This window comes from Streptomyces sp. HD (assembly GCF_028369295.1).
In the GTDB taxonomy this organism is placed as follows: domain Bacteria; phylum Actinomycetota; class Actinomycetes; order Streptomycetales; family Streptomycetaceae; genus Streptomyces.
Window position 1 is genome coordinate 358005 of record NZ_JAQMYP010000001.1, and the last position, 22930, is coordinate 380934.

At 69.7% G+C, this 22930-nt stretch carries 19 protein-coding genes; 4 read left to right on the forward strand and 15 right to left on the reverse strand.

Features of this window, described 5'->3' with window-relative positions; genetic code table 11:
- Positions 1-89 precede the first annotated feature (89 nt).
- Positions 90-1136 (reverse strand): hypothetical protein, encoded by a 1047-nt coding sequence (locus POF73_RS01650; RefSeq protein ID WP_272112535.1) that lies wholly within the window; start codon positions 1134-1136, stop codon positions 90-92.
- Positions 1137-1345: 209 nt separating this feature from the next.
- Positions 1346-3973, reverse strand: a complete 2628-nt coding sequence (gene pepN, locus POF73_RS01655; protein ID WP_272112536.1) for an aminopeptidase N — start codon at positions 3971-3973, stop codon at positions 1346-1348.
- A 137-nt stretch (positions 3974-4110) separates the two neighbouring features.
- On the opposite strand from pepN, the gene POF73_RS01660 reads away from it, so the two are divergent.
- Positions 4111-4749 (forward strand): mycothiol-dependent nitroreductase Rv2466c family protein, encoded by a 639-nt coding sequence (locus POF73_RS01660; protein ID WP_272112537.1) that lies wholly within the window; start codon positions 4111-4113, stop codon positions 4747-4749.
- Positions 4750-4781: 32 nt separating this feature from the next.
- On the opposite strand, the gene POF73_RS01665 is transcribed toward POF73_RS01660, so the two are convergent.
- The 5 genes from POF73_RS01665 to POF73_RS01685 all read right to left on the reverse strand — a co-directional run bounded on the left by POF73_RS01665 (position 4782) and on the right by POF73_RS01685 (position 9104).
- On the reverse strand, positions 4782-4991 hold the full coding sequence (locus POF73_RS01665; RefSeq protein ID WP_272112538.1) for a hypothetical protein: 210 nt from the start codon (positions 4989-4991) through the stop codon (positions 4782-4784).
- Positions 4992-5095: 104 nt separating this feature from the next.
- The gene (locus POF73_RS01670; protein WP_272112539.1) at positions 5096-5293 is read right to left on the reverse strand and encodes a hypothetical protein; all 198 of its coding nucleotides are present in this window, start codon (positions 5291-5293) and stop codon (positions 5096-5098) included.
- Positions 5294-5331: 38 nt separating this feature from the next.
- Complete coding sequence (locus POF73_RS01675) at positions 5332-6393, reverse strand: glycerophosphodiester phosphodiesterase family protein (RefSeq protein ID WP_272112540.1); 1062 nt, start codon at positions 6391-6393, stop codon at positions 5332-5334.
- A gap of 26 nt (positions 6394-6419) precedes the next feature.
- On the reverse strand, positions 6420-7841 hold the full coding sequence (locus POF73_RS01680) for an FGGY-family carbohydrate kinase (RefSeq protein ID WP_272112541.1): 1422 nt from the start codon (positions 7839-7841) through the stop codon (positions 6420-6422).
- A 237-nt stretch (positions 7842-8078) separates the two neighbouring features.
- A complete protein-coding gene (locus POF73_RS01685; RefSeq protein ID WP_272112542.1) occupies positions 8079-9104 on the reverse strand; it encodes a 2-hydroxyacid dehydrogenase in 1026 nt (341 codons plus the stop codon).
- Positions 9105-9172: 68 nt separating this feature from the next.
- Between POF73_RS01685 and POF73_RS01690 the strand changes: the two genes are divergently transcribed.
- The gene (locus POF73_RS01690) at positions 9173-10366 is read left to right on the forward strand and encodes an RNA-guided endonuclease InsQ/TnpB family protein (protein ID WP_272112578.1); all 1194 of its coding nucleotides are present in this window, start codon (positions 9173-9175) and stop codon (positions 10364-10366) included.
- A gap of 27 nt (positions 10367-10393) precedes the next feature.
- Here POF73_RS01690 and POF73_RS01695 read toward each other — a convergent pair whose 3' ends face one another.
- From POF73_RS01695 to POF73_RS01720, 6 genes are read right to left on the reverse strand one after another with little or no spacing between them, the layout of a single operon-like run.
- Positions 10394-11476: an ABC transporter ATP-binding protein gene (locus POF73_RS01695; protein WP_272112543.1), complete on the reverse strand. Its 1083-nt coding sequence runs from the start codon at positions 11474-11476 to the stop codon at positions 10394-10396.
- Positions 11454-12305, reverse strand: coding sequence for a DeoR/GlpR family DNA-binding transcription regulator (locus tag POF73_RS01700; RefSeq protein ID WP_272112544.1), 852 nt, complete (start codon positions 12303-12305; stop codon positions 11454-11456). The genes POF73_RS01695 and POF73_RS01700 overlap by 23 nt, the downstream gene beginning before the upstream one ends.
- A complete protein-coding gene (locus POF73_RS01705) occupies positions 12302-13432 on the reverse strand; it encodes an ABC transporter ATP-binding protein (RefSeq protein ID WP_272112545.1) in 1131 nt (376 codons plus the stop codon). Before POF73_RS01705 ends, POF73_RS01700 begins: the two co-directional genes overlap by 4 nt.
- The gene (locus POF73_RS01710) at positions 13429-14259 is read right to left on the reverse strand and encodes a carbohydrate ABC transporter permease (protein WP_272112546.1); all 831 of its coding nucleotides are present in this window, start codon (positions 14257-14259) and stop codon (positions 13429-13431) included. The genes POF73_RS01705 and POF73_RS01710 overlap by 4 nt, the downstream gene beginning before the upstream one ends.
- Positions 14256-15143 (reverse strand): carbohydrate ABC transporter permease, encoded by an 888-nt coding sequence (locus POF73_RS01715; RefSeq protein WP_272112547.1) that lies wholly within the window; start codon positions 15141-15143, stop codon positions 14256-14258. Before POF73_RS01715 ends, POF73_RS01710 begins: the two co-directional genes overlap by 4 nt.
- Positions 15144-15147: 4 nt before the next feature.
- Positions 15148-16569 carry an ABC transporter substrate-binding protein gene (locus POF73_RS01720; protein ID WP_272112548.1) on the reverse strand — a complete coding sequence of 474 codons (1422 nt, stop codon included), beginning with the start codon at positions 16567-16569 and terminating at the stop codon, positions 15148-15150.
- Positions 16570-16738: 169 nt separating this feature from the next.
- Between POF73_RS01720 and POF73_RS01725 the strand changes: the two genes are divergently transcribed.
- Entirely contained in the window at positions 16739-18199 is a 1461-nt protein-coding gene (locus POF73_RS01725; RefSeq protein ID WP_272112549.1) for an FGGY-family carbohydrate kinase, read from the forward strand.
- Between the two features lie 14 nt (positions 18200-18213).
- On the opposite strand, the gene POF73_RS01730 is transcribed toward POF73_RS01725, so the two are convergent.
- Positions 18214-19422 carry an RNA-guided endonuclease InsQ/TnpB family protein gene (locus POF73_RS01730; protein WP_272112550.1) on the reverse strand — a complete coding sequence of 403 codons (1209 nt, stop codon included), beginning with the start codon at positions 19420-19422 and terminating at the stop codon, positions 18214-18216.
- Positions 19423-19601: 179 nt separating this feature from the next.
- On the opposite strand from POF73_RS01730, the gene POF73_RS01735 reads away from it, so the two are divergent.
- A complete protein-coding gene (locus POF73_RS01735; RefSeq protein ID WP_272112551.1) occupies positions 19602-20252 on the forward strand; it encodes a histidine phosphatase family protein in 651 nt (216 codons plus the stop codon).
- Positions 20253-20292: 40 nt separating this feature from the next.
- Here the strand turns inward: POF73_RS01735 and POF73_RS01740 are convergent, their stop codons facing one another.
- Complete coding sequence (locus POF73_RS01740) at positions 20293-22596, reverse strand: hypothetical protein (RefSeq protein ID WP_272112552.1); 2304 nt, start codon at positions 22594-22596, stop codon at positions 20293-20295.
- Between the last annotated feature and the right edge of the window lie 334 nt (positions 22597-22930).

The window sequence follows — 22930 nt, forward strand, 5'->3', positions numbered from 1 at the left end:
GCGCGAGGAGGGGCCGCCGGTGACTGGCCCCGGCGGCCCCTCCTCTCCCCTCCTGGCGCTGCGTGTCCCCGGTCCGTCACTACCGGGGACTATCGAGGCAGCACCACGACATACGCGGCCGGTTCGCGGTCCGCCGCCGCCATCAGGGCCGTACGGACCACCGCCGCCTGCTGCTCCATCCCGTCGCGGAGCTTCTTCGGGGTGATGTAGACGACCGTGATGCCCAGGCGCTCCAAGTGCTCGCGCTTGCGGGCGTACTCGGACCACAGGGCGTCCTCGTCCTGGCGGGGCGCCCGGGTGTCCAGTTCCACCGCCACCGCCTGCTCCGGCCAGTAGGCGTCCAGGCCGCCGAGGTGCGGGCCGCCGGGCAGCCGCAGGTCGACGTTCCAGACGGGGTCGGGGAGGCCGTAGACGTGGACCATCTCGTAGAGGCGGTCCTCGGCGATCGCGCGGCCCTCGGCGAGCAGGGAGTCCACCGCGTCCACCACGTGCGGGCGGGACAGCAGCTTCGCCTGGTTCAACTCCCGTACCACCGAGGCTGGTTCGCAGTGGCCGCCGCGGACGGCCTCGGTCAGCAGCCGGCGTACGGCGCTCGCGTCCGTCAGTTCGGCCACCGCGTCGGCCAGGGCGCGCGGGACCGGCGCGACCGGGAGGCCCGTCACCTGCTGTGGGGCGGGGAGCGCGGGGGTGCGCAGGATGCGGGCGCAGCCCGTCGAGCGGAGGCGGCGCATGCGGGGGACCAGGACGTCGATCGTGTCCAGGGCGGTCAGCGGCGGCGTGGCCGAGAAGCCGTGCAGGGTCAGTGCCGCGAGGCCCGTGATGACCGCCTCGGGGTAGGCGGGGGCGTGGGCCTCACCCGCGTTCGGCTGGGGCGGCACCCCCGGCGAGCGTTCCCGCGCCGCGTACATCAGCACCGCGTGCAGGCGCTCCTCGCTGGTCGGCGGGCCGGGGTGGAGCAGGAAGACGCCGGGGAGGAGCTGCTGCCAGGGGCCGCCGGGGCGGCACTGCTCGTTCGTCTCGGCGGCCGGGACGCCGTGCGACTTCAGCTGCGCGGCGGTCATGACACGGCGGTGCACCTCGGAGAGATGACGCAGGGGGCGGGGGGAGAGCGGGGGGACCGGGGTGTTGTGGTTCATGACCCGGAGGTTCCCGCGTCCGATCCGCTCGCTAACCGCTGTTACATGCCCGTCGACAAAAACGGACAACCTGGCACTAAAGGACGGGTGTTCGGATGCCGAGTAGACGCGGAAAACCCCTGGTCCGTTCGGGTTGGACCAGGGGTTACGGCTGCTATTGCCTGAATTCCGTAACGGTCACGGACGGCCGTGATCGTTGGCCAAAGGTCTTATGCGGTTGACGCCGATCCCGACCCCGACTCCGAATCGGCCCCCGCGTCACACGCCTGCCCCCGCAGCCCCCGCGCCAGATCGTCCCGCGCCTCCAGCACCAGCCGCCGAAGCGCCGGTGCCGCGTCCTCGTGGGCCGCGAGCCAGGCGTCCGTCGCGTCCAGGGTGGCCTGCGACTGCTGGAGCGCCGGGAACAGGCCCCGGACCACGTCCATGCCGATCTGGATCGACCGCTCGGCCCACACCCGCTCGATGGCCGCGAAGTACTTCCCGGTGTACGGCGCCAGCAGCTCCCGCTGTGACGGCTGGCCCCAGCCCGAGAGGGTCGCCTCGACCAGCGCGTTCGACAACGCGTCCGACTCCACGACCTGCGCCCACGCCTGCGCCTTCACCGCCTCCGACGGCCGCGCGGCCAGGCAGCGCACCTGGTGGCGCTTGCCGGACGCCGTGTCGTCCCGGGCCAGTTCGGCCGCCAGCACCGATTCGTCCGCTACCCCGTGCGCGGCCAGCGGCTCCAGGAACGCCCAGCGCAGCTCCTGGTCGACGTCCAGCCCCTCGATCTTCTCCGTGCCCTCCAGCAGACCCCGCAGCAAGCCCAGATCCTCCGCACCCGGCGCCACCGAGGCGAAGAACCGCGCCCACGCCAGCTGCTGCTCACTGCCCGGCTCGGCGGCCCGCAACTCCCGCAGCGCGCCCTCGGCGAGCAGCCGCTCACCGGTCGGCCGCCACTGCGGCGCCACATAGTTGACCAGCGACGAGTTCGCCCACGCCTGCAGCATCTGCAGCACACCGATGTCGGACTCGCGCCCCGCGAACCGCAGCACCAGGTCCACGAAGTCCCGGGCCGGCAGCAGCGCGTCCCGCGTCATGTTCCACAGCGCCGACCAGCACGAGGCACGCGCCAGCGGGTCGGTCACCGAACCCAGGTGCTCCCGCAGCGTCGCCAGGGACGTGGCGTCGAAGCGGGTCTTGCAGTACGTCAGGTCGTCGTCGTTGACCAGCACCAGCTCCGGCGCCTCGGCACCCGCCAGCTCCGCCACGACCGTCCGCGGACCGTCGACGTCCACCTCTGCCTGCGTGTACCGCTCCAGGGCCCCGCCCTCGCCCCGCCGGTACAGGCCCACCGCGACCCGGTGCGGACGCAGCTCGGGGTGTGACTCCGCGGCCTCCTGCACCACCGCCAGCTCGTCGATGCGGCCCTCGGCGTCCAGCAGCACCTGCGGGGTCAGCGAGTTCACGCCCGCCGTCTGCAGCCAGGACCGCGCCCACGCGCCCATGTCCCGCCCGCTGGTCTCCTCCAGCACCGACAGCAGATCGCCGAGGCGCGTGTTTCCGTACGCGTTCCGCTTGAAGTAGCGCTGCGCGCCCTCAAGGAACGCGTCCTGTCCGACGTACGCCACGAGCTGCTTCAGCACGGAAGCGCCCTTGGCGTAGGTGATGCCGTCGAAGTTGAGCTTCGCGTCCTGCAGGTCACGGATGTCGGCGGTGATCGGGTGGGTGGAGGGCAGCTGGTCCGCGCGGTACGCCCACGACTTGCGGCGGTTGGCGAAGGTGATCCAGGCGTCCTTGAAGCGGGTCGCGCCGACGTTCGCGAACGTGCCCATGAAGTCCGCGAAGGACTCCTTCAGCCACAGGTCGTCCCACCACACCATGGTGACCAGATCGCCGAACCACATGTGCGCCATCTCGTGCAGGATGACGTTCGCCCGGCCCTCGTACGACGACCGCGTCACCTTGCCGCGGAAGATGTACTCCTCCCGGAAGGTCACCAGCCCCGGGTTCTCCATCGCGCCGAGGTTGTACTCCGGCACGAACGCCTGGTCGTACTTCCCGAAGGGGTACGGGTAGTCGAAGTGGTCGTGGAAGAAGTCCAGGCCCTGCTTGGTGATCAGGAAGACGTCGTCGGAGTCGAAGTAGGGCGCGAGACCCTTGCGGCACATGGCGCCGAGCGGGATCCGCAGCGTCGTGCCGTCGGCGAGGGTGCGCTCGTAGGAGTCCGTGACGTAGTGGTACGGGCCCGCCACGACACAGGTGATGTACGTCGAGATCGGCTTCGTCTCGGCGAACCTCCAGGTGCCGTCCGCGCGTTCACCGGCGCCGTTGCTCCACACCGTCCACTCCTCCGGTGCCCGCACCTCGAAGCGGAACGGCGCCTTGAGGTCCGGCTGCTCGAAGTTCGCGAAGACCCGGCGGGAGTCGGCCGGCTCGTACTGCGTGTAGAGGTAGACCTCGCCGTCCTCCGGGTCGACGAACCGGTGCAGGCCCTCACCCGTGCGGGAGTACGCGCACTGGGCGTCCACGACGAGCTCGTTGTCGGCGGCCAGGTCCTCCAGGGTGATCCGCGAACCGTCGAAGACCTCGCGCGGGTCCAGATCCCTGCCGTTGAGTGAGACGGCGGTCACACTCGGCGCGATCAGATCCGCGAAGCTGCTCGCGCCGGGCTCGGCGCAGCGGAAGCGGATCGTGGTGACCGAGCGGAAGGTGCGCGGCGCCCCGTCCTCCGCGGCCGCGTCGCCGACGGTGTCACCGACGGCGGACCGCACGTCGAGGGACACGTCGTAGCCGTCGACGGACAGCAGGGCGGCCCGCTCCCGGGCCTCGTCACGGGACAGATTCTCACCGGGCACGGGCGGCACTCCCTCGGGTGGTGTTCAGTATGCGGACAGCCTTGATCCTGCCATGCGCGCCCGACACCGGGCAGCCGGGAATGGGCGGACCGGCCAGGAGTGTTCCCCGGGGTAAACGCTTCCTCCCGAGGAGAGACATGTCGGACAAGACCCCCGTCGACTTCTGGTTCGACCCCCTGTGCCCCTGGGCCTGGATGACCTCGCGCTGGGTGCTGGAGGTGGAGAAGGTCCGCGACATCGAGGTCCGCTGGCATCTGATGAGCCTGGCCGTCCTCAACGAGGACAAGCTGGACGACCTCCCCGAGCAGTACCGGGAGCTGCTGGAGACCAAGGCGTGGGGTCCCGTCCGGGTCGTCATCGCCGCGCAGGAGGAGCACGGCGCCGAGGTGCTCGGCGACCTCTACACCGCGCTCGGCACCCGCATCCACAACAAGGGCGAGGGCCCCGAGAAAGAGACCGTCGCCGCCGCCCTGAAGGACGTGGGCCTGCCCGACTCCCTCATGGACCACTGGGACGGCACCGCCTACGAGCCGCAGCTGCGCGCCTCCCACAAGGAGGGCATCGAGCTGGTCGGCCAGGAGGTCGGCACCCCCGTCATCGCCGTCCCCGGCGATGACGGCGAGCAGATCGCCTTCTTCGGCCCCGTCGTCACCCCGGCCCCCAAGGGCGAGGAGGCCGCGAAGCTCTGGGACGGCACCCTCGCCGTGGCCTCCGTACCGGGCTTCTACGAGATCAAGCGGACCCGGACCAAGGGTCCGGACTTCAGCAACCTGTAGGGCGAGCACCAGGGCCGGGGCCAGTGCCGGGGCTAGTCGGACTCGGGCTTGGGCAGGTTGCCGCCGACATGGCGGTTGCCTCGCTGCTGGACCCGCCGGCACTTGCCGTTGGTACAGCGGAGCACGGCCGCCTTGCGAACGTGCTTCGGTATCTGGCTCTTGACCTGCTCCCACTCCTTCTCGGTGAGCGGGTCGAACTCCTCCATACGGTCGCCGCAGTTCGGGCATCGCTTGGACACCATCCGAATCCCCCCTGTGCCGTGCGCAGTACGGTGACCGGAGCGTAGGTCCGCGCGGGGCCGTGGCATCAGCCCGGAATCCGTCCTGCCAGGGCGGATTCCGGACGTCACGCCCCGGCCGCGGTCTCCTCCTCGCGGAACCTCTCGGGCAGGGTGCCGCGGTCGCTCATGTTCAGGTGCCGGTAGTACGTCAGACAGCCCTTGACGGTGCAGCGCCAGTACCAGTCCACGTAGTGGCGGGGATCCCCTTTCTCCGCCCGGACCGCCGCCTTCTCCTCGGCATTGAGCGGCCGGAACACCTGCATGCCCCCACACGTAGGGCACGCCAGCCGGAACGTCCTCATCAGCCCCTCCTAGCCATCACCGCCAGATCCGGGAAGTCGGTCACCACCGCGTCGACCCCCATCCCGTAGTACAGCGCGTACTCGGCGAACGCGTCCCCGAAATCGTTCGCTCCGTCACCGCGCCGGAAATCCACCGGAAGGAACTGGTTCTCCGCCCGGAAGGTGTACGGCCCCACCCGCAGCCCCGCCGCATGCGCGTCCGCGAGGACCGGCGTCCCGACGAGCGACGACTTGTCCGGACCGATCCAGTCCGCGTACTCGGCGATCCGCGCCAACCCCGCCGGGGTCATCATGTCCCGGTACGTCGTCGGATCACCGGCCGAGACCAGGTCGTACGGCCCACCCGTCGTCCCCAGCGCCTGCCACAGCGCCACCCCCAGCCGCTCGGCCGCGATCCGCTGCAGGCTCGTCGGCTCGAAGGACTGCACGACACACTCGCGCCGGCCGAGCCGGTTCCGCCGGATCGCCGCCGCCAGCTTCGGTTCCAAGGGCAGTCCCAGAGAGCGGAAGTACGTCGGGTGCTTGGTCTCGGGGAAGACGGCGATCGTCCGGCCGTGGGCCCGCGACAGCCGGCGCGCCAGGTCCACCACCTCCTGGAAGGTGAGCACCTCCGCGCGGCCGTCGAACACCGTGTTGCGGTTGCGGACCAGCGGCAGCCGCTCCACCGCCCGCAGCGTCTTCAGCTCCGCCAGCGTGAAGTCCTCGGTGAACCAGCCGGTCACCGGACGCCCGTCCACGGTCTTGGTGGTACGGCGGTCCGTGAACTCCGGGTGCGACGCCACGTCCGTCGTCTGCGAGATCTCGTTCTCGTGCCGGACGACCAGGACGTGGTCCTTCGTCGGGACGAGGTCCGGTTCGATCCAGTCGGCACCGGTCTGCACGGCGTAGGTGTAGGAGACCGCCGTGTGTTCGGGACGCCAGCCCGCGGCGCCCCGGTGGCCGATGACCAGTGGGTGCCGGCCGGTCGGGGCTTGCCCGGCCGCGTGTGCCGGTGCGGGGACGGCGGCGGCCGCCGGGGCTGCGGCGGCCGCGAGCAGCAGAGAACGGCGTCCGAGATGCATATGACTCCCTTGTGTCGTCGGCTCGTTCACGCGCGCGCCGTGTGCCGGGCATGAGCCAGCCGGGCCAGATGGTCGGCGTAGGCGTTCGCGTAGTACGCCGCCCGGGCCGCGTCCGGCTCCACGACCGCCGTCGGCTCCGTCCAGGCCGCCGCGTCCAGCGCCACCCCGTACCGCTCCGCCGCCGCCAACACCGCGCCCCGCGCCCCCACTTCACCCTCGACCACCCTGAGCGGACGGCCCAGAACATCGGCGAGCAGCCGCATCCAGGCGGGGCTGCGCGTGCCGCCGCCGCACACCGCGAGGGTGCCCGTCAGCCCCGCCGCCTCCAGGCAGTGGCGGGCCGCGTAGCCGATGCCCTCGCAGGTGGCGCGGATCAGGTCCGCCTTCGTGGACTCCAGGGAGACACCGGTGAGTTCGGCACGCAGCCGGGGTTCCACGAACGGGGCCCGCTCACCCGACGGGGCGAAGTACGGCAGCACGCGGACGCCGTTCGCACCGGGCGGCGTCTCGGCGAGCAGGGCGTCGACCTCGTCGTGGTGGACGCCGGTCGTGGAGAGCACCCAGTCCAGGGCCGCCGTGCCGACCATCGCGGGCATCGCGCGCAGCCAGTGGCCGGGACGGTCCGTGGAGATGTACAGCCCGGCCGGCTCGCCCTTCAGATCCAGGTCCGTCGTGGCGACCAGGCTGGCCAGGCAGGTGCCGACGATCAGCAGACCGTCGCCGGGGGACGTCACACCCGCGCCGAGCGCACAGGACGGCAGATCGTATGGGCCGTTCGCCAGCCGTGTCCCCGAGGGCAGCCCCTCGCGCGCCTCGGCCGTCGTGACCGGATCGCCGATCGGCGCGAGCAGGCCCCGGCGGTGTGTGAGGCCCAGCAGCTCCACGACCCGGTTGTCGTAGGCCCGGGTGCGCGGGTCGAGGAACGGCATCGACGCGTCCGAGACGTCCGTCGTCGCCGGGGCGCCGGTCAGGCGGCGGAAGACCATGTCCTTGCAGTAGAGCGCCGTGGCCGCGGCGTCGAGGGACGCGGGCTCATGGCGGTCGAACCAGGCGAGCAGCGGGCCCGGACACCCGGGGAACATCGCGCTTCCGGTGCGGCGGAACACCGTCTCGAACGTGCCGTCCGCCAGCCACTGGTCGAGCAGCTCGTGCGCCCGGCCGTCCATCCAGGAGGCGGCGGGCCGGACGGGGCGGCCGTCCTTGTCGACCAGCCAGACGCCGTCGCCCTGGCCGGTGAGGCCGGCCAGCTCGACCGGTTCCGGGATGCGGGTGGTCAGGGCGTCGAGTACGCCCATTACTGCTGTGTACACCTCCTCCATGTCCTGCTCGACGTGACCGGCGTGGAGTGACAGGGCCACCGGGTGTGCCTCTACGGCCAGTTCGCGACCGGTGTCGTCGAACGCGGCGGCTTTTACCGTGGATGTGCCCACGTCGATGCCGATGTACATTCCAACCCACCTCTTTGGCTTGGTCGGCTGTGCAGTGCTTTTTGCGGCTGGGGTGCCGAATGTTCGGCTCTTTCGCCTCCGGGGCGCCATATGCCGGTGTCGAGAGCACGACCGTGCTCGACCCTTCGGGCCTCGGCGCGCTCGTCCTCTCGACACCGGCGCGCCCCTACGGCTCTTTCGCGGCCGGTGTCGTCGGACCAGTGAGGTTGGTGGGCGCTCACCCGGCCCGAACGTGCCTCAGGTCAGGGCGTGCGCCAGAGGCTCTCCCCGCGCCCAGCGGCCCACCTCCGCCGCTGCGATGGCCGCCGCCTTCTCCGCCACCGCGCGGGACGCGCCGCCCAGGTGTGGGGTCAGTACGACGCGGTCGGCGAGGGCGTGCAGCCGGGAGGCCGGGGGCAGCGGCTCCTGTGCGTAGGTGTCCAGGGCCGCCGCCGAGACATGGCCGTTCTCCAGGGCCTCGCACAGGGCGTCCTCGTCCAGCAGCGGGCCCCTTGCCGCGTTCACGACCACCGCCCCCTGCGGCAGGAGGGCCAGTTCGCGGGCGCCGATCAGCCCCCGGGTCTCGGGGGTGAGACGGGCGTGCAGGGTGATCACCCGGGAGACGCGCAGGAGTTCGTCCAGGGACGCGACGCGCAGGCCGTGGATCTCGCCCTTGACGTACGGGTCGTACACCATCACCCGCGCCCCGAAGGCGCACAGCACGCGCGCGACCCGGCTGCCCACCGCCCCGTAGCCGACCAGCCCGACCGGCAGGTCCTCCAGCTCCAGACCGCTGTGCTCGTAGGTGTAATAGGTGGCCCCCTCCCAGCTGCCCTGCCGGGCGAGGAGTTCATGGGCCTGCGGGATGCGGCGCAGGGCCGCCAGCATCAGGCCGACCGTGAACTCGGCGGTGGCGGCGGCGTTGCGCCCGGGGGCGTAGCAGACGCGGACGTCGTGGCGTTTGGCCGCGTCCAGGTTCACGTTCACCGGGCCGCCCCGGCACACCACCACCAGCTTCAGATCCGGGCAGGCGGCGAGGACCTTCTCAGTAACCGGCCCCATCTGCGTGACCAGGACCTCCGCCCCGGCCAGCGCCTCGATCATCTGGTCCTCGGCGTCACTGGCTTCCTGAACCTCGGCCACCGGCCCGAACGGCTCCAGCGGCCAGCCGAGCTTCAGTTCCTTCACGGTCGCCCGTTCCGCCTCGTGCTCCACCGCCCGCATGATCAACGAAGGAAGGATGAAGTGGTCACCAGCGGCCACGATACGTACCGGTTCGGTCATTTGCTGTCCTTTCCGAAGCCTTGCAAGCTCTTACAAGTTGCCGCGCCATCTTGTGAGTTGTGAAGACCATGCATGCGAAGCGGGCATTCAAGTACCGCTTCTATCCGACCGATTCCCAGGCAGCGGAGCTGTCGCGCACGTTCGGATGCGTGCGGAAGGTCTTCAATATGGCGCTGGCGGCTCGCACGGAGGCGTGGACGCTGCGGCGGGAACGAATCAACTACAACGCCACATCGGCGATGCTGACTGCGTGGAAGAAAACGGAGGAACTGGCCTACCTCAACGAAGTTTCCTCTGTCCCGCTCCAACAGGCGCTGCGGCATCTGCAGACCGCGTTCACGAACTTCTTCTCGAAGCGGGCCAAGTACCCGCGGTTCAAGTCGCGTAAGAAGTCGCGGAAGTCCGCCGAATACACCACGAGTGCGTTCCGCTTCCGTCATGGCGAGCTGACGCTGGCCAAGATGGTGGAACCGCTGGAGATGGTGTGGTCTCGGCCGCTGCCCGAGGGTGCGCAGCCGTCGACGGTGACAGTGTCCCAGGATGCGGCCGGCCGCTGGTTCGTATCCCTTCTCGTCGAGGACCCTGACGTCAAGCCGCTCCCCGGCGAGGAAACGGCGGTTGGTATCGATGCGGGGTTGGAGCACTTGCTGACCCTCTCGACCGGGGAAAAGATCACCAACCCCCGGCATGAGCGAAAGGACCGCGCGCGCCTCTCGAAGGCGCAAGGGGAGTTGTCCCGCAAGGCCAAGGGAAACGGTGCCAACCGTGCCAAGGCCTGCCGGAAGGTCGCCCGTATCCACGCTCGCATTTCCGACCGCAGGCGCGACCATCTCCACAAGATCACAACTCGACTCGTTCGTGACAACCAAACGATCGTGATCGAGGATTTGAGTGTTCGAAACCTGATGAAGAACGGCAAGCTCGCCCGAGCCATCTCTGACGCGGCCTGGAGCGAGTTCCGCAGCATGCTGGAGTACAAGGCCCAGTGGTACGGCCGCGAAGTGATCGCCGTAGACCGCTGGTTTCCCTCCTCCAAGCTGTGCTCGAATTGCGGAATGCTGCAAGACGGGATGCCACTGCACCTGCGTACCTGGACGTGCTGCGGATGTGGAACCAGCCACAACCGCGACGAAAACGCGGCGAAGAACCTTCTGGCCGCCGGGCTGGCGGTGTCGGCCTGTGGAGCCGGTGTAAGACCTCAACGGAGCACTCCGAGCGGGCAGTCGGCGATGAAGCAGGAAGCCCTACGGCGCGAGCTGTAGGAGTCCCCTCCGTCAGGAGGGGGGAAGTCAACGGAGGGAGTCTCCCGTCTCGGCGTCGAAGACATGGGTGAGGTGAGGGTCGGCGGTGAAGTGGACGCGGTCGTCGTGGACGAGGCGTACCTCGGGGGCCGTGAGGACGACCAGGGGGCTGTCGACGCCGCCCAGGGCGAGGGTCGCGATGCCCGACTCCAGGAGGGGTTCATGGGCGATGACGCGGGCCGTGAGACCGCCGCCCTCGCCGGTCAGGGCGAGGTCCTCCGGGCGGATGCCGACCACCACCTCCCGGCCCGCCTCCACCGGTACCGGCAGCGCGAGTCGTGCCGTGTCCGAGAGGCGGGCGTGGCCGTCGTTCGTCGTCACGCCGGGGAGGAGGTTGATCGCGGGCTCGCCCACGAAGTCCGCGACGAAGACGTTGGCGGGGCTGTCGTAGATCTCGTACGGGGTGCCGAGCTGCTGGATCACGCCGTCCTTCATCACCGCGATCCGGTCGGCCAGGGAGAGGGCCTCCTCCTGGTCGTGGGTGACGAGGATGGTGGTGTGGCCCAGGTCGCGTTGGATGCGCTTGAGTTCGCGACGGGTCGTGTCGCGCTGGGCCGCGTCCAGGTGGGAGAGGGGCTCGTCGAGGAGGAGTACGTCCGGTTCGCGGATCAGTGCGCGGGCCAGGGAGACCCGCTGCTTCTGACCGCTGGACAGGCCCGCCGGGCGGGCGTCGAGGATGCCCGTGAGGTCGACGCGTTCGGCGATCTCCCTGACCTTGCGGTCTACGTCTCCCCGGTCGGCCCGCCTGCGTGCCTTCAGGCCGAAGGCCAGGTTCTCCGCCACCGTGAGGGGCGGATAGAGGGCGTAGTTCTCGAAGGCGACCCCGATGTTGCGCTGTTGCGCCGGGCGGGCGGTCACCGACGAACCCCCGACCAGGATGTCGCCGCCGGTCACCGTCTCCAGCCCGGCGATCATCCGCAGGGTCGTGGACTTTCCGCAGCCCGAGGGGCCCAGCAGACCGAGCAGCTCGCCGGAGCGGAGGGTCAGGTCCATGCCGCGTACGGCGTCCACCGGCGGGCGGCCCCGCGTCGAGAAGGTCTTGCGCAGATCACGTAGCTCCAGCTCGGTCATCGCTGCCCTTCGTCACGATCGGTGCCCCAGGACCTGTCCGGGCGCAGACTTCGTAGGTGACCTTGTGCTCGTCCAGGTCCCGCAGCGCCTCCGCCGACGCCCCGTCGTCCACGAGGAGCAGGTCGAAGCGGGAGAGGGGGACCACCCGGTGCAGGGCGACCCGGGCGAGCTTGGTGTGGTCGATCAGCAGCACGTTGCGGGCGGCCGCGTCGAGCATGGCCCGCTTCACCGACACGATGTGCTGCTCCTGGTGGTAGGCGTAACCCCCGTGCACGGCCGACGTCGACGCGAAGCACACGTCCACCCGCAGCTGCTCGATCGCCTCGACGCAGGACACGCCGAGGAAGGAGGAGTGCAGCGGGTCGTAGTCGCCGCCGAGGGCCATCAGGTGGATGCCGCGCTGGTCGGAGAGGAGGTTGATGGCCTCCAGGAAGTTGGTGACGACCGTGAGGGGGGTCACCTCGCCTACGCGCAGCCCGCGGGCTATCTCCAGGGTGGACGTGGAGTCGTCCAGCATGATCGCCATGCCGGGCTCGATCAGCTGCAGGGCGCGGGCGGCCACGGCGGCCTTCTCGGCGCGCATGGTCTTCAGCCGGTACTGCACGTTCGACTCGAAGACCCCGGAGGGCTGAGCGGTCACACCGCCCCTGGACTTCCTCACGATGCCCTGCCGTTCGAGCTCGTCGAGGTCCCGGTGGATGGTCATCAGGCTGACGCCGAAGCGCTCGGCCAGTTCGGCGGCCGTCGCCGAACCGTCGGCGAGGACCTGCTCGGCCATGGCGGCCTGACGGGCGGCGGGGCCCTGCGGACCGCTGCTGTGGTTGCTCATGGTGTCTCGATCCGTCGTCCTGGACGCTGCGGCCGGTCGGCCTCGAACAGCAGCAGGTTCTCAGGCCGGACCGACAGGCGTACCGGATCGTCGGGCCGAAGGCTTGCCGCCTCGCCGCGCGGCACCACCAGCGACACATGCAGCTCGCCGAGCCGGACCGTGACCTCCACCGACCGGCCGAGCACCTCGGTGACGTAGACGGTGCCGGAGAGCTCGTGGCCGGGGCCCTCGCCGAGGGTGAGGTCACGGGGGCGTACGCCGATCAGCACCTTCGTGCCGGGGGCCGGAGGCGGAGTGGGAGTCAGGGCCGGGGTCGCAGTCGGGGCCGCGTCGGTGCGGATCGGCAGCTCGACCTTGCCGTCCGCGGAACGGAAACCGCCGTCGGAGGTCACCGATCCCGGTAGGAGATTGATGCGGGGACGGCCGAAGGCCCGCGCCACCTCCGTGTCGTAGGGCCGGTACCAGATCTCCTCCCGTGTCCCCGTCTGCACGATCCGCCCCTCCCGGATGACCCCGATCCGGTCGCCCAGCGCCAGTGCCTCCACGGAGTCGTGGGTGACGTAGAGGGTGGTCGTGTGCCGTACCGCGCCGATCGCCTTCAGCTCGGCCCTCATCTGCTGGCGCAGTTTGGCGTCCAGGTGGGAGAGGGGTTCGTCGAGGAGGAAGGCGCGGGCCGGGCGGACCAGGACCCGGCCGAGGGCCACGCGCTGTCGCTGGCCGTTGGAGAGCCGGCCGACCGGGCGGTCCAACAGGGCCGAGATGCCGAGGAGTTCGGCGACCTCGCCGATCCGCTCCCGGGCCCGGTCCGCGGGGAGGCGGTGGCGCGGGGAGCGGAGCGGCGAGGCCAGGTTGTCGTAGGCCGACTTGTGCGGGTAGAGGGCGTAGCTCTCGAAGCACATCGCCACGCCACGGTCGTACGGCTCCACGCCGCGCATGTCCTTGCCGTCGAGCTCGACCGTGCCGGCTTCGGGGGTCTCCAGCCCGGCGATCGTCTTCAGGGTCGTGGTCTTGCCGGCGCCCGACGGGCCGAGAAGGCAGAAGAACTCGCCCTCCCGTACGTCCAGTTCCAGGTCGTCGAGTGCGGTGACCTTGCCGTATGTCTTGCGGACGCCCGACAGCCGGATCATGACTTCACCGCCCCGAACGACAGGCCGCGCACCAGATACCGCTGGATCGTGAGCGCCAGCAGCAAGGGCGGGACCACGGAGACGAGCGCGGCGGCGGCCGTGAGGTTGTACTTGGGGCGGTCGCCGCCGAGGAAGGACAGTGCGCCGACGGTCACGGTCTGGGCCTCGTTGGAGGTCAGGATGAGCGGGAAGACGAAGTTGTTCCACGCGAAGATGAAGGCCAGCAGGGAGACCGCCGCGACCCCCGGCTTCACCAGCGGCAGCGCCACCCGCAGGAACGCCTGCTTGCGGGTGTAGCCGTCCAGCAGTGCCGCCTGCTCCAGCTCGGGCGTCAGATCGGCGAAGTACGACCGCATGATCCACACGATCAGCGGCAGCGTGACCAGCTGGAGCACCCACACCATGCCGACGTACGTGTCGAACAGGCCGAGCTTCTGGTAAAGCACGAACAGCGGGATGATCACCGTGAGTTCGGGCGCGAACCGGAACGACAGCAGCGTGAACATCAGGTTCTCCGAGCCCTTGAACCGCCAGCGCGCCGAGGCGTACGCCGCCGGAAGCCCCACCAGGAGCGACAGGACCACCGCGCCCACCGACACGACCAGGCTGTTGACGAAGAACCGCACGAACGGGATGCCCTCGCTGTCGCCGAGCACCGTGCGGTAGCCGTCGAGGGTGGGGGAGAAGGAGAAGTAGGTGGAGAAGAGCTCGTTGGCCGGCTTCAGGGACAGGATCACCATCCAGGCGATCGGGAACAGCGCGAAGACGAAGTAGAGGATGAGGGCGGCATCCGCCAGCCACCCCGACAGCCGTTTCCTGACGGTCACTTGGCAGCCACCTCCGCCGCCTTCCGCTGGATCTTCCCCAGGTGCTTCACCAGCACCATCGCGGCGAGATACACCACGGCCCAGAGCACGATCGTGTAGCTGATGCCGAACGAGTACCGCTGGAAGCGGATCGCCTCCAGATAGGCGCGGATCTGGAGGACGACCGTCGAGTCACCCGGTCCGCCCTCCGTCAGGGCGTAGATGATGTCGAACACCTTCAGCGAGTCCATGAACCGGAAGATCACCGCGACCAGCACGTACGGCCACAGCATCGGCAGCGTCAGCCGCCGAAAGGTGTACCACCAGCCCGCCCCGTCGACCGCCGCCGCCTCGAAGGGGGATGTGGGCAGCGAGCGCAGCCCGGCCAGCGCCAGGATCGCCACGAACGGCGTGTACACCCACACGTCCACGGCGATGGACGACAGCAGCGCGCCGGTCGGGGTGTCCGTCCACTGCACCCCGCCCAGCCCGAAGGGTCTGAGCAGGTGGTTCACAACGCCGACCGACGGCTGGAGCATCAGCTTCCAGATGATCGCCGCGATCACCGGCGCGATCATCAGCGGCAGGATGAGGATCTTCTCCAGCACCCGCCCGACGACCGTCGACCGGTGCAGCAGCAGGGCGACGGCCACGCCGAGCACCGTCTCCACGGCGGCCGCCCCCACCGCGTACAGCACCGTCACCCACGCCGAGTTCCAGAAGGCCTCCTGCGTGAACACGGTCTCGTAGTTCTCGAACCGCACCATGTCCGGCTGCGGCTTGCTCGCCGAGAAGTCGAACAGCGTGTAGTAGAGGCCGAGCCCGAAGGGGTAGAGGATTCCGCAGGTCAGCAGCAGGGCGGGGACGATCAGGACGTACGGGCGAAGGGCGAGGCGCCATCCCATCGCGCTAGCCCACCTTGTCGGCGAGGTCGCCCGCCAGCCCGTCCAGCACCGACTTCGCGCCCTTGCCGCCGTAGATCTCCTGAAGGGCGGCGGCCCAGCTGGTGGTCGCGTCGAAGAACTGGGCCTGCGGAGTGAACTGGATCTTCGTCTGGTCCACGACGGCCTCGAAGGTCTCGATGAAGCCCGGCAGGTGCCTCATCTTGTCCTTGTAGGCGGCGGCGTCGGCGATCGACTTGCGCACCGGGTCGATGTGGTTGTGCGTGACCGCGCTCTTGAGCAGGTGCTGCTTGCCGGTCGCCCACTGTAGGAACAGCCAACTGGCGCTCTTCTTCTTGCTCTTGGCGTTCATGCCGAGCGACCAGATCCACATGTTGGTGGCGAGGGAACCGTCCGGACCCTTCGGGCCGGGATGGAAGGCGATCTTCCCGGAGGCGGGGCTCGCCCCCTCCACCGCCTGGAAGTAGGCAGCCGTGTCCGCGTCGAACAGCATCCCGGCCTTCTTCGCGCCCAGGTCGCTGGAGCACTGGTACCAGGTGTACGACGTCCAGGACGGCGGCCCGCCCTGCTTGACCATGCCGGCCCAGTCCTCGGTGAACGCGACCGCCTCCGGGGTGTTCATGGCGGGTGTGAGCTTCCCACCCCGGACTGTGAAGTCCTTGAGCCCGTTGCGGGCGTACATGGTCATGAAGCCGGGGTGGATGGTCGCCCAGCTTCTCGATCCGCGTACGGCGATTCCGTACATGCCGTCGAAACCGGCGCCCGGCGCCTTCTGTTTGATGGCCCCGGCGATCTCGCGCAGCTCGTCGAAGCTCTCGGCGGGCTTGAGGCCGAGCTTCTTGAAGACGTCCGTGTTGTAGGCGACCACGTTGGTCTCCCAGCCCCACGGCAGCGCGTACTGCCCGCCCTGTCCGAGCGGCGCGCCCGCCTTCAGGGACCACTGGTCGGCCTGGAGGAGGTTCGGGAAGAAGTCGGCCTGGTCCCATTCGGCGCCGGTGGCCGAGGAGTTGCGCATCCAGGGCCCGAGGTCCTCCAGCCAGCCCGGCGGTCCGTACTGCCAGACCATGTACGCGCCGAGCATGAAGACGTCGTACGAGGCGCGTCCGCTGGACAGGTCGACGGTGAGCTTGTCGAAGTAGTTGTCCTCGGGGAAGACGTCGTACTCGACCTTGATGCCGGTCTTCTCGGTGAACGACTTCAGGTCGGCGATCAGCGCGTCCGTGTACGGGTGCTTGTTCAGCAGCGCCTTGACGGTGGTGCCCTTCTCGCGCTTCCAGTCGAAGGAGCCGGTGACGTCGTCCGCCGCCGAGCCGTCGCTCTTGTCGTCGTCATCGCCGAATCCGGCACCGCAGGCGGTCAGGAGCGGCGTGGCGGCCAGGGCGGCGCTCAGCGCCAGGAAGCGGCGGCGGTCGTGCACGTGCATGTCCATCCGTGACCTCCACGTGGGGTTCGGCCATCCGGGTTGCTCGTGGTTAACGCGGCGAGTCGACTCGTTAACAGAGGGTGGAACGGCGGAAGTTGGGCGTCAATCCCTCGCGCAGGGGAAAATCTCAGTGCAGAGTGTGAAGTTCACGGATCGAGATGTGCGGGAGGTCCGGATGACGCATGAACACGACGCATGGCTCGGGATCGACCTGGGGACCCAGAGCGTCAGGGTCCTGCTGGTCACCGGGGACGGCACGGTCCTCGGCAGCGGCTCGGCCCCCCTCGCCGGACGGCGGGACGGAGTGCGGCACGAGCAGGATCCCGCTCAGTGGTGGGAGGGGCTGTGCGCGGCGTCCCGGGCCGCGCTGCGCGGGCGCTCGAAGGACACGGTCGGCGGGCTCGCGGTGTGCGGGACGTCCGGGACCGTGCTGCTGACGGACGGGGCGGGGCGGCCGATGAGCCCCGCGCTGATGTACGACGACGGGCGCGCCACGGTTCAGGGGGCGCGGGCGCGGATGGCGGGGTTCGGGGTGCAGGACACCTGGGCGTTGCCCAAGGCGCTGTGGCTGACCGAGAAGTACGGCCACGGCCGGGTCACCCACCAGCCCGACCTGATCGTCTCCCTCCTCACCGGCGAACTGCCCCCGGCCGACTCCAGCCACGCCCTCAAGACCGGCTACGACCTGGAGCGCGACGCCTGGCCGGCCATGCTGCCCCGCCTCGGCCTGCCCGACCCGGCGATCCCGGACGTCGTACGCCCCGGCACCCCCCTCGGCGAGGTCTCCGCGTCCGCCGCCGGCGCCACCGGCATCCCGGCCGGCACCCCCGTCATCGCCGGGATGACCGACGGCTGCGCGGCCCAGATCGCCTCCGCCGCCCTGCGCCCCGGCTCCTGGAACTCGGTGCTCGGCACCACCCTGGTCCTCAAGGGCGCGGCCCCGACGCCGGTCCGGGACCCGACCGGCGTGGTCTACAACCATCGTGCGCCGGACGGGAGTTGGCTGCCCGGCGGTGCCTCCAGCGTGGGCGCCGGCGTGCTCACGGCGGCGTTCGCGGGCGCCGACCCGGCGGCCATGGACACGCTGGCCGCCGCCTACGAGCCGTCCGGCGCCATCACCTACCCCCTCGTCTCACCGGGCGAACGCTTCCCGTTCCTCGCGCCGGACGCCTTCGCGCTCGTCCTCGGCGAGCCGGAGTCCGACGCCGACCTGTGGGCCTCGCTCCTCCAAGGCGTCGCCTTCACGGAACGCCTGTGCCTGGACTACCTGCACCACCTCGGCGCCCCGCTCGACGGCCCCCTCACCTTCACGGGCGGCGCCGCCCGCAGCCCGTACTGGAACCAACTGCGCGCCGACATCCTGGGCCGCCCGGCCCGCGTACCGCGGCAGACGGAACCGGCCCTGGGGATGGCCGCGTTGGCGGCGTACGGCGCCGGGGCCGTGTCCCACCTGCCGGAGGCCGCGGAGGGCATGGTCCGCATCGGCACGACCGTCGAACCCCGCCTCGACCGCACCGCCCGCTTCGCCGAGCCCTACGCCCGCCTCGTCGACGAGCTCACCACCCGGGGCTGGCTCCCGCCCCCGGTCGCGGCGCACGCGCGTGCCCGGCTGGACGTGGATACTGCGGAATCTTGACTTTCTCCCCCCGTCTAAAGGCGGGGGGTTCCAGCGGTCGCCCGCTGAGGTTCCTGCTTCACAGACGACCGCCCCGTCCGGGAGGACTCCCGTTGAGGTCTCACGCCGTCTCCACAGGCAGACGCCGCCAGCCCGGCGGCCAGGATGTTACGTGCCGCGTTCACGTCGCGGTCATGCACGGTGCCGCACTCGCACGTCCACTCGCGGACGTTCAACGGCAATTTCCCGCGGACCATTCCGCAGGTTCCACACAGCTTCGAGCTGGGGAACCAGCGGTCGATCACGACGAGTTCGCGCCCGTACCAGGCGCATTTGTACTCCAGCATCATGCGCAGGTCCGTCCAGGCCGCATCCGAGATGGCGCGCGCGAGCTTGCCGTTCTTCAGCAGGTTGCGGACGGTGAGGTCCTCGATCACGACCGTTTGGTTCTCACGGACGAGCCGAGTCGACAGCTTGTTCAAGAAGTCCCGGCGCCGGTCGGCGATCCGCGCGTGGACCTTGGCGACGCGACGCTTGGCTTTCTCCCGGTTCGCCGAGCCCTTCATCTTCCGCGACAGCTCCCGCTGGGCCTTTGCCAGGCGGGCGCGGTCGCGCCGCTCGTGCTTCGGGTTGGTGATCTTCTCCCCGGTGGACAGGGTCACCAGCGACGTGATCCCGGCGTCGATGCCGACCGCCGCGTCCGTGGCGGCTGCCGGGGCGATGGTGTCCTCGACGAGCATCGAGACGAACCAGCGTCCGGCCACGTCGCGGGATACGGTGACCGTCGTGGGCTCCGCGCCCTGCGGGAGAGGCCGCGACCAGCGGATATCCAGGGGCTCCGCCAGTTTGGCCAGCGTGAGTTGTCCGTCGCGCCACTTGAAGGCGCTGCGGGTGTACTCGGCCGACGCGCGGGACTTCTTCCGGCTTTTGTACCGGGGGTACTTGGCCCGCCTGGCGAAGAAGTTCCCGATCGCCATCTGAAGGTGCCTCAGCGCTTGCTGGAGCGGGACGGAGGACACCTCTGAGAGGAAGGCGAGTTCCTCGGTCTTCTTCCACTCCGTCAGCGCGGCGGACGACTGCACGTAGGAGATCCGGCGCTGTTCGCCGTACCAGGCCCGGGTGCGCTCCTCCAGCGCCTTGTTGTACACGAGACGGACACATCCGAACGTGCGGGACAGCTCAGCTGCCTGCTCGTCCGTGGGGTAAAAGCGGTACTTGAACGCCCGCTTGACCTGCTGCGTCACGTCTCACACGTTATCGGATTCCGTGTGAGCGAGGGGCGTAGGCTGGTGACGGCCGGTCCGCCCTGGCGGTGAACCGGCTTTCCCTGCCCTGCACCGCAGGAGCCTCGTTTCCTCCCCGGCCTGAAGGCCGGGGTATCCACAAAGGAGACACCGGATGAGCACGAGGAGGAAATACGGGCATGGGCACGAGCACCGGTACGACGCTGCTGCTGGCGCGGCACGGGCAGACGGTCTGGCATGCCGAGAACCGCTATGCCGGCGTCAGCGACGTACCCCTCGCCGACATTGGGCGTGCCCAGGCCGAGGCCCTCGGCCGCTGGGCCGGCGCCCACCCGGTCGACGCGATCTGGACCTCGCCCGTGTCCCGTGCGGTCATCACCGCCGACCCGGCCTGCCGGGCCCTCGGCCTCACCCCGCGACGCGAACCCGACCTGCGCGAATGCGACTTCGGTGTGCTGGAGGGCCGTACGCTCGCGGAGTTCGCGGCCGAGGCCCCCGCGGCGGCGGAGGCGTTCCGCACGGACCCGGTGGCGCACCCGTTCCCGGCGGCCGAGAACCCTGCCGCCGCGGCTGAACGCGGCGCTGCCGCCCTGCGCCGGATCGCCGCCGCCCACCCCGGCGAACGCGTCCTCGTGGTCGCCCACAACACCCTCTTCCGTCTGGTGCTGTGCACACTGCTGTCGATCCCGGCCCGGGAGTACCGCAGGGTGTTCCCCCGGCTGCGGAACGCGGCGATCAGCGAACTCCGTGTGGACAGCGCGGGATCCGCGGCGCTCCTTTCGCTCAATGTGCCCTGCGAGCCGGACCTCGCACAGCGCCATGTGCCCTGACGGAGATCGGCGCCTCGGTCGCAAGCCCTGCCCGCATGCCTCACCGCCTTCGGCCGCCAACGGCGGCCCGGCGCCGAGGACTTGTCCGGGATCCCGTGTTGAGACGGTGCCGGCGCCACCACAGCAGGGCGAGCAGCGGGACGAGCAGTGCGGGCAGCAGACGGAGCGCCCACGTGCGCGGGGACACGGGCTCCTCGGGTGCGCCGAGCCCTGCCGTCCGGCGCGGGGTCGGTGAGCCGGACCCTGCCGTCCGGCGCGGGGTCGGTGAGCCGAGCCAGACGGTCTCATCCCCGTCGGCGGCCGACGGTGCCTTCAACGAACGGTCGATACTCTGCGGGAGCCCTGCGAAGTCCATGGTGAAGCGCTCGTCCGGGACCTTCTCGATGGGGATGCTGGTGAGGTCGACACCGCCGTAGACATAGGTGCGCACGTAGGTGGTGTTACCGCGCGTGGTCCTGTCGGTGACCTTGAACTCGCCCTTGGTGTACGAGTCGACGTACCGGTCGAAGGTGTCGGTGGGCTTCCAGCCGTCGGTGGTCCGCCAGGCGTCGATGTCGCCGCTGTCGATGAGGTCGTCGTACGTCGTGTCTTTGGTCCGGCTCAGGTCGCGGTACCACTGGGCGGCGACCCGGGCGAGATAGACACGGCGCAGCGCTGCGTACTCGGGGGCGGTGTTGATCGCCTTCTTGAGCCTGGGGAGGATCAGGCTGCGGAAGTGCTCCTCGTTGTGGTCCTCGGTGGCCTGGTCCTGCTGGGGGCACGAGCGGGCGGACGACTGGCCGTGGCTCGCCAGGTACTGGGTCTCCATCTTCACGTCGAGAGGGGCGTCGAGGATGTAGAGCTTGTCGCCCTCCTGGTGGACCGACGCCGGTGCAGGCAGGATCCAGTTGCGGAACGACAGGCAGTCGCCCTGAACTCCGTCCCAGAACTTCCGGCCCAGGGCGCGGTGGGGATGGATCAGTTCACCGACCGTCTTCTTCATCCGCAGATCGGCCTCCAGCAGGACGCGCCCGGCATCCGTACGTCCCAGCCGGTCGTCGACGATGCGGTCCGGCTCGTCGGGGTTGAGGTTGACCCAGAAGTCCTGGGGGGAGAGCGAGAGCCAGACGAAGAAGGCGTCGGAGCTCTGCCGGGCGGCGTTCAGGCCGGTGGATGTCCGCAGGTCGCCGTTCGTCGGGGTGCGTCGGGCGCTGAACGAGTACTGCAGCCCGCTTGCGTCACCAGGGTCCGACAGGTACCGCAGTTGCAGACTGGAGAAGTCGATGCCACCGGGGGCGGTGCCGGGCATGGCCAGCGCCTGGCTGAGTCCTGCGGGAGGTGGGGACGAGGCGGGGGACTCCTCGTCGCCGCAGGGGTTGGCCGCGGCCGCTGCGAGGACCAAGGCGTTCGTGTGTTCGCCGGCTGCCTGAGAGTCTTTTCCAGGCGTGCAGGGATTCTGGTGGTTGAACGCGGACCCGAGCTTCTGGCCCACCTTGCCCGTAGCGTCCTCCAGGGACTGCTTCGCGGCCACGAGGTACTGGCCCAGTTTCTCGCGGGATTCCTTCCCTCGCGCTTTGGTCTCGCCATCGGCCGCCTCAATCGTCTCGCTGATCAGTTTGTTGATCTTCCATTCCGGCGTGCCGTGCTCCTTTCCTTTCCTTTCGATCCGGATGATCTTGCTGTCGAGATCCTTGACTTCGGCTGAGTTGATGTCGTAGGGGGCGGCGAAGGAAGTTGGTGTGTCGGGATGGTAGAAATTCGCGCACTCCCAGCACTGTTGGCGCTCGGACGACCCGTGAAGCTTGGCCTGCACGGAGATGTGAAGGCTGCGCAGGATATCGCTGATGACGCCTTCGGAGTGCTCGCGGCCCGGAACGTTGAGGGCGCTCAGGGCGAACACGCTCGACGTGCCCTTCTTCCCCTTCAGATCGGCAAGGTCCTCGGGGGTGAAGTAGGGGGCCACGGACTGGAGGTCGACCTCTGTGGCCCGCCAGACACGGCCGCCCATATTGATGTTCTTTTCGAAGAGGTCCGCGCGTGCCTCTTTGTTCACTTTCCGTGGATCGATCCATTCCACGGCGGCGTTCCGCCCCGCACTGAACGCCTGGAGTGCCTTTGATTCGGGCAGGTTTTTATAGTAATTCCAGCGCAGTTCGAAGGCTGGGAGCAGAACGGGGAGCAGGAGCGGGTTCTCGTCCTTGAACTCTTTGGAGAGGTCGACGCCTTTCGCCGCGCCCGGGGGCCTGCGGTCGTCGGCCGTGGTCGACTGCACGGCGCCCAGGGACACCGCGAGGCACAGTGCCAGCGCGGTCAGTCCTCGTAGCCATGCGCGTACGACCCGCGTGCGTTTGATGTGCAGCTCCATCTGTCGTCCCACCCTCCCCCAGGGACAGCTTCAACGGCCGCCCGTTGCAACGGATTTGACGTGACAGGCAGTGGTTTGGCCGACGGTGCGCACGGCTGGGCCTGTCCATGCCGGACACCGTTGCCCGGCTCCGTGAAATTCCGGTGAAGCCACCGGGGCCGACGTCACGGGGTGCCGCTGCTCGTGGCCGGGAAGGCGCGCGGGAGGGGCTGGCGGGAGACATGGGAAGCCCCCGCGAGTCAGGTCCTCGCGGGGGCTTCCGTCATTCCGCCTGCCGTTCGTGAAGGGTGAGAAGACGATCACGAGGCAGGACGACCAAGGGGGGCGCCGGGCA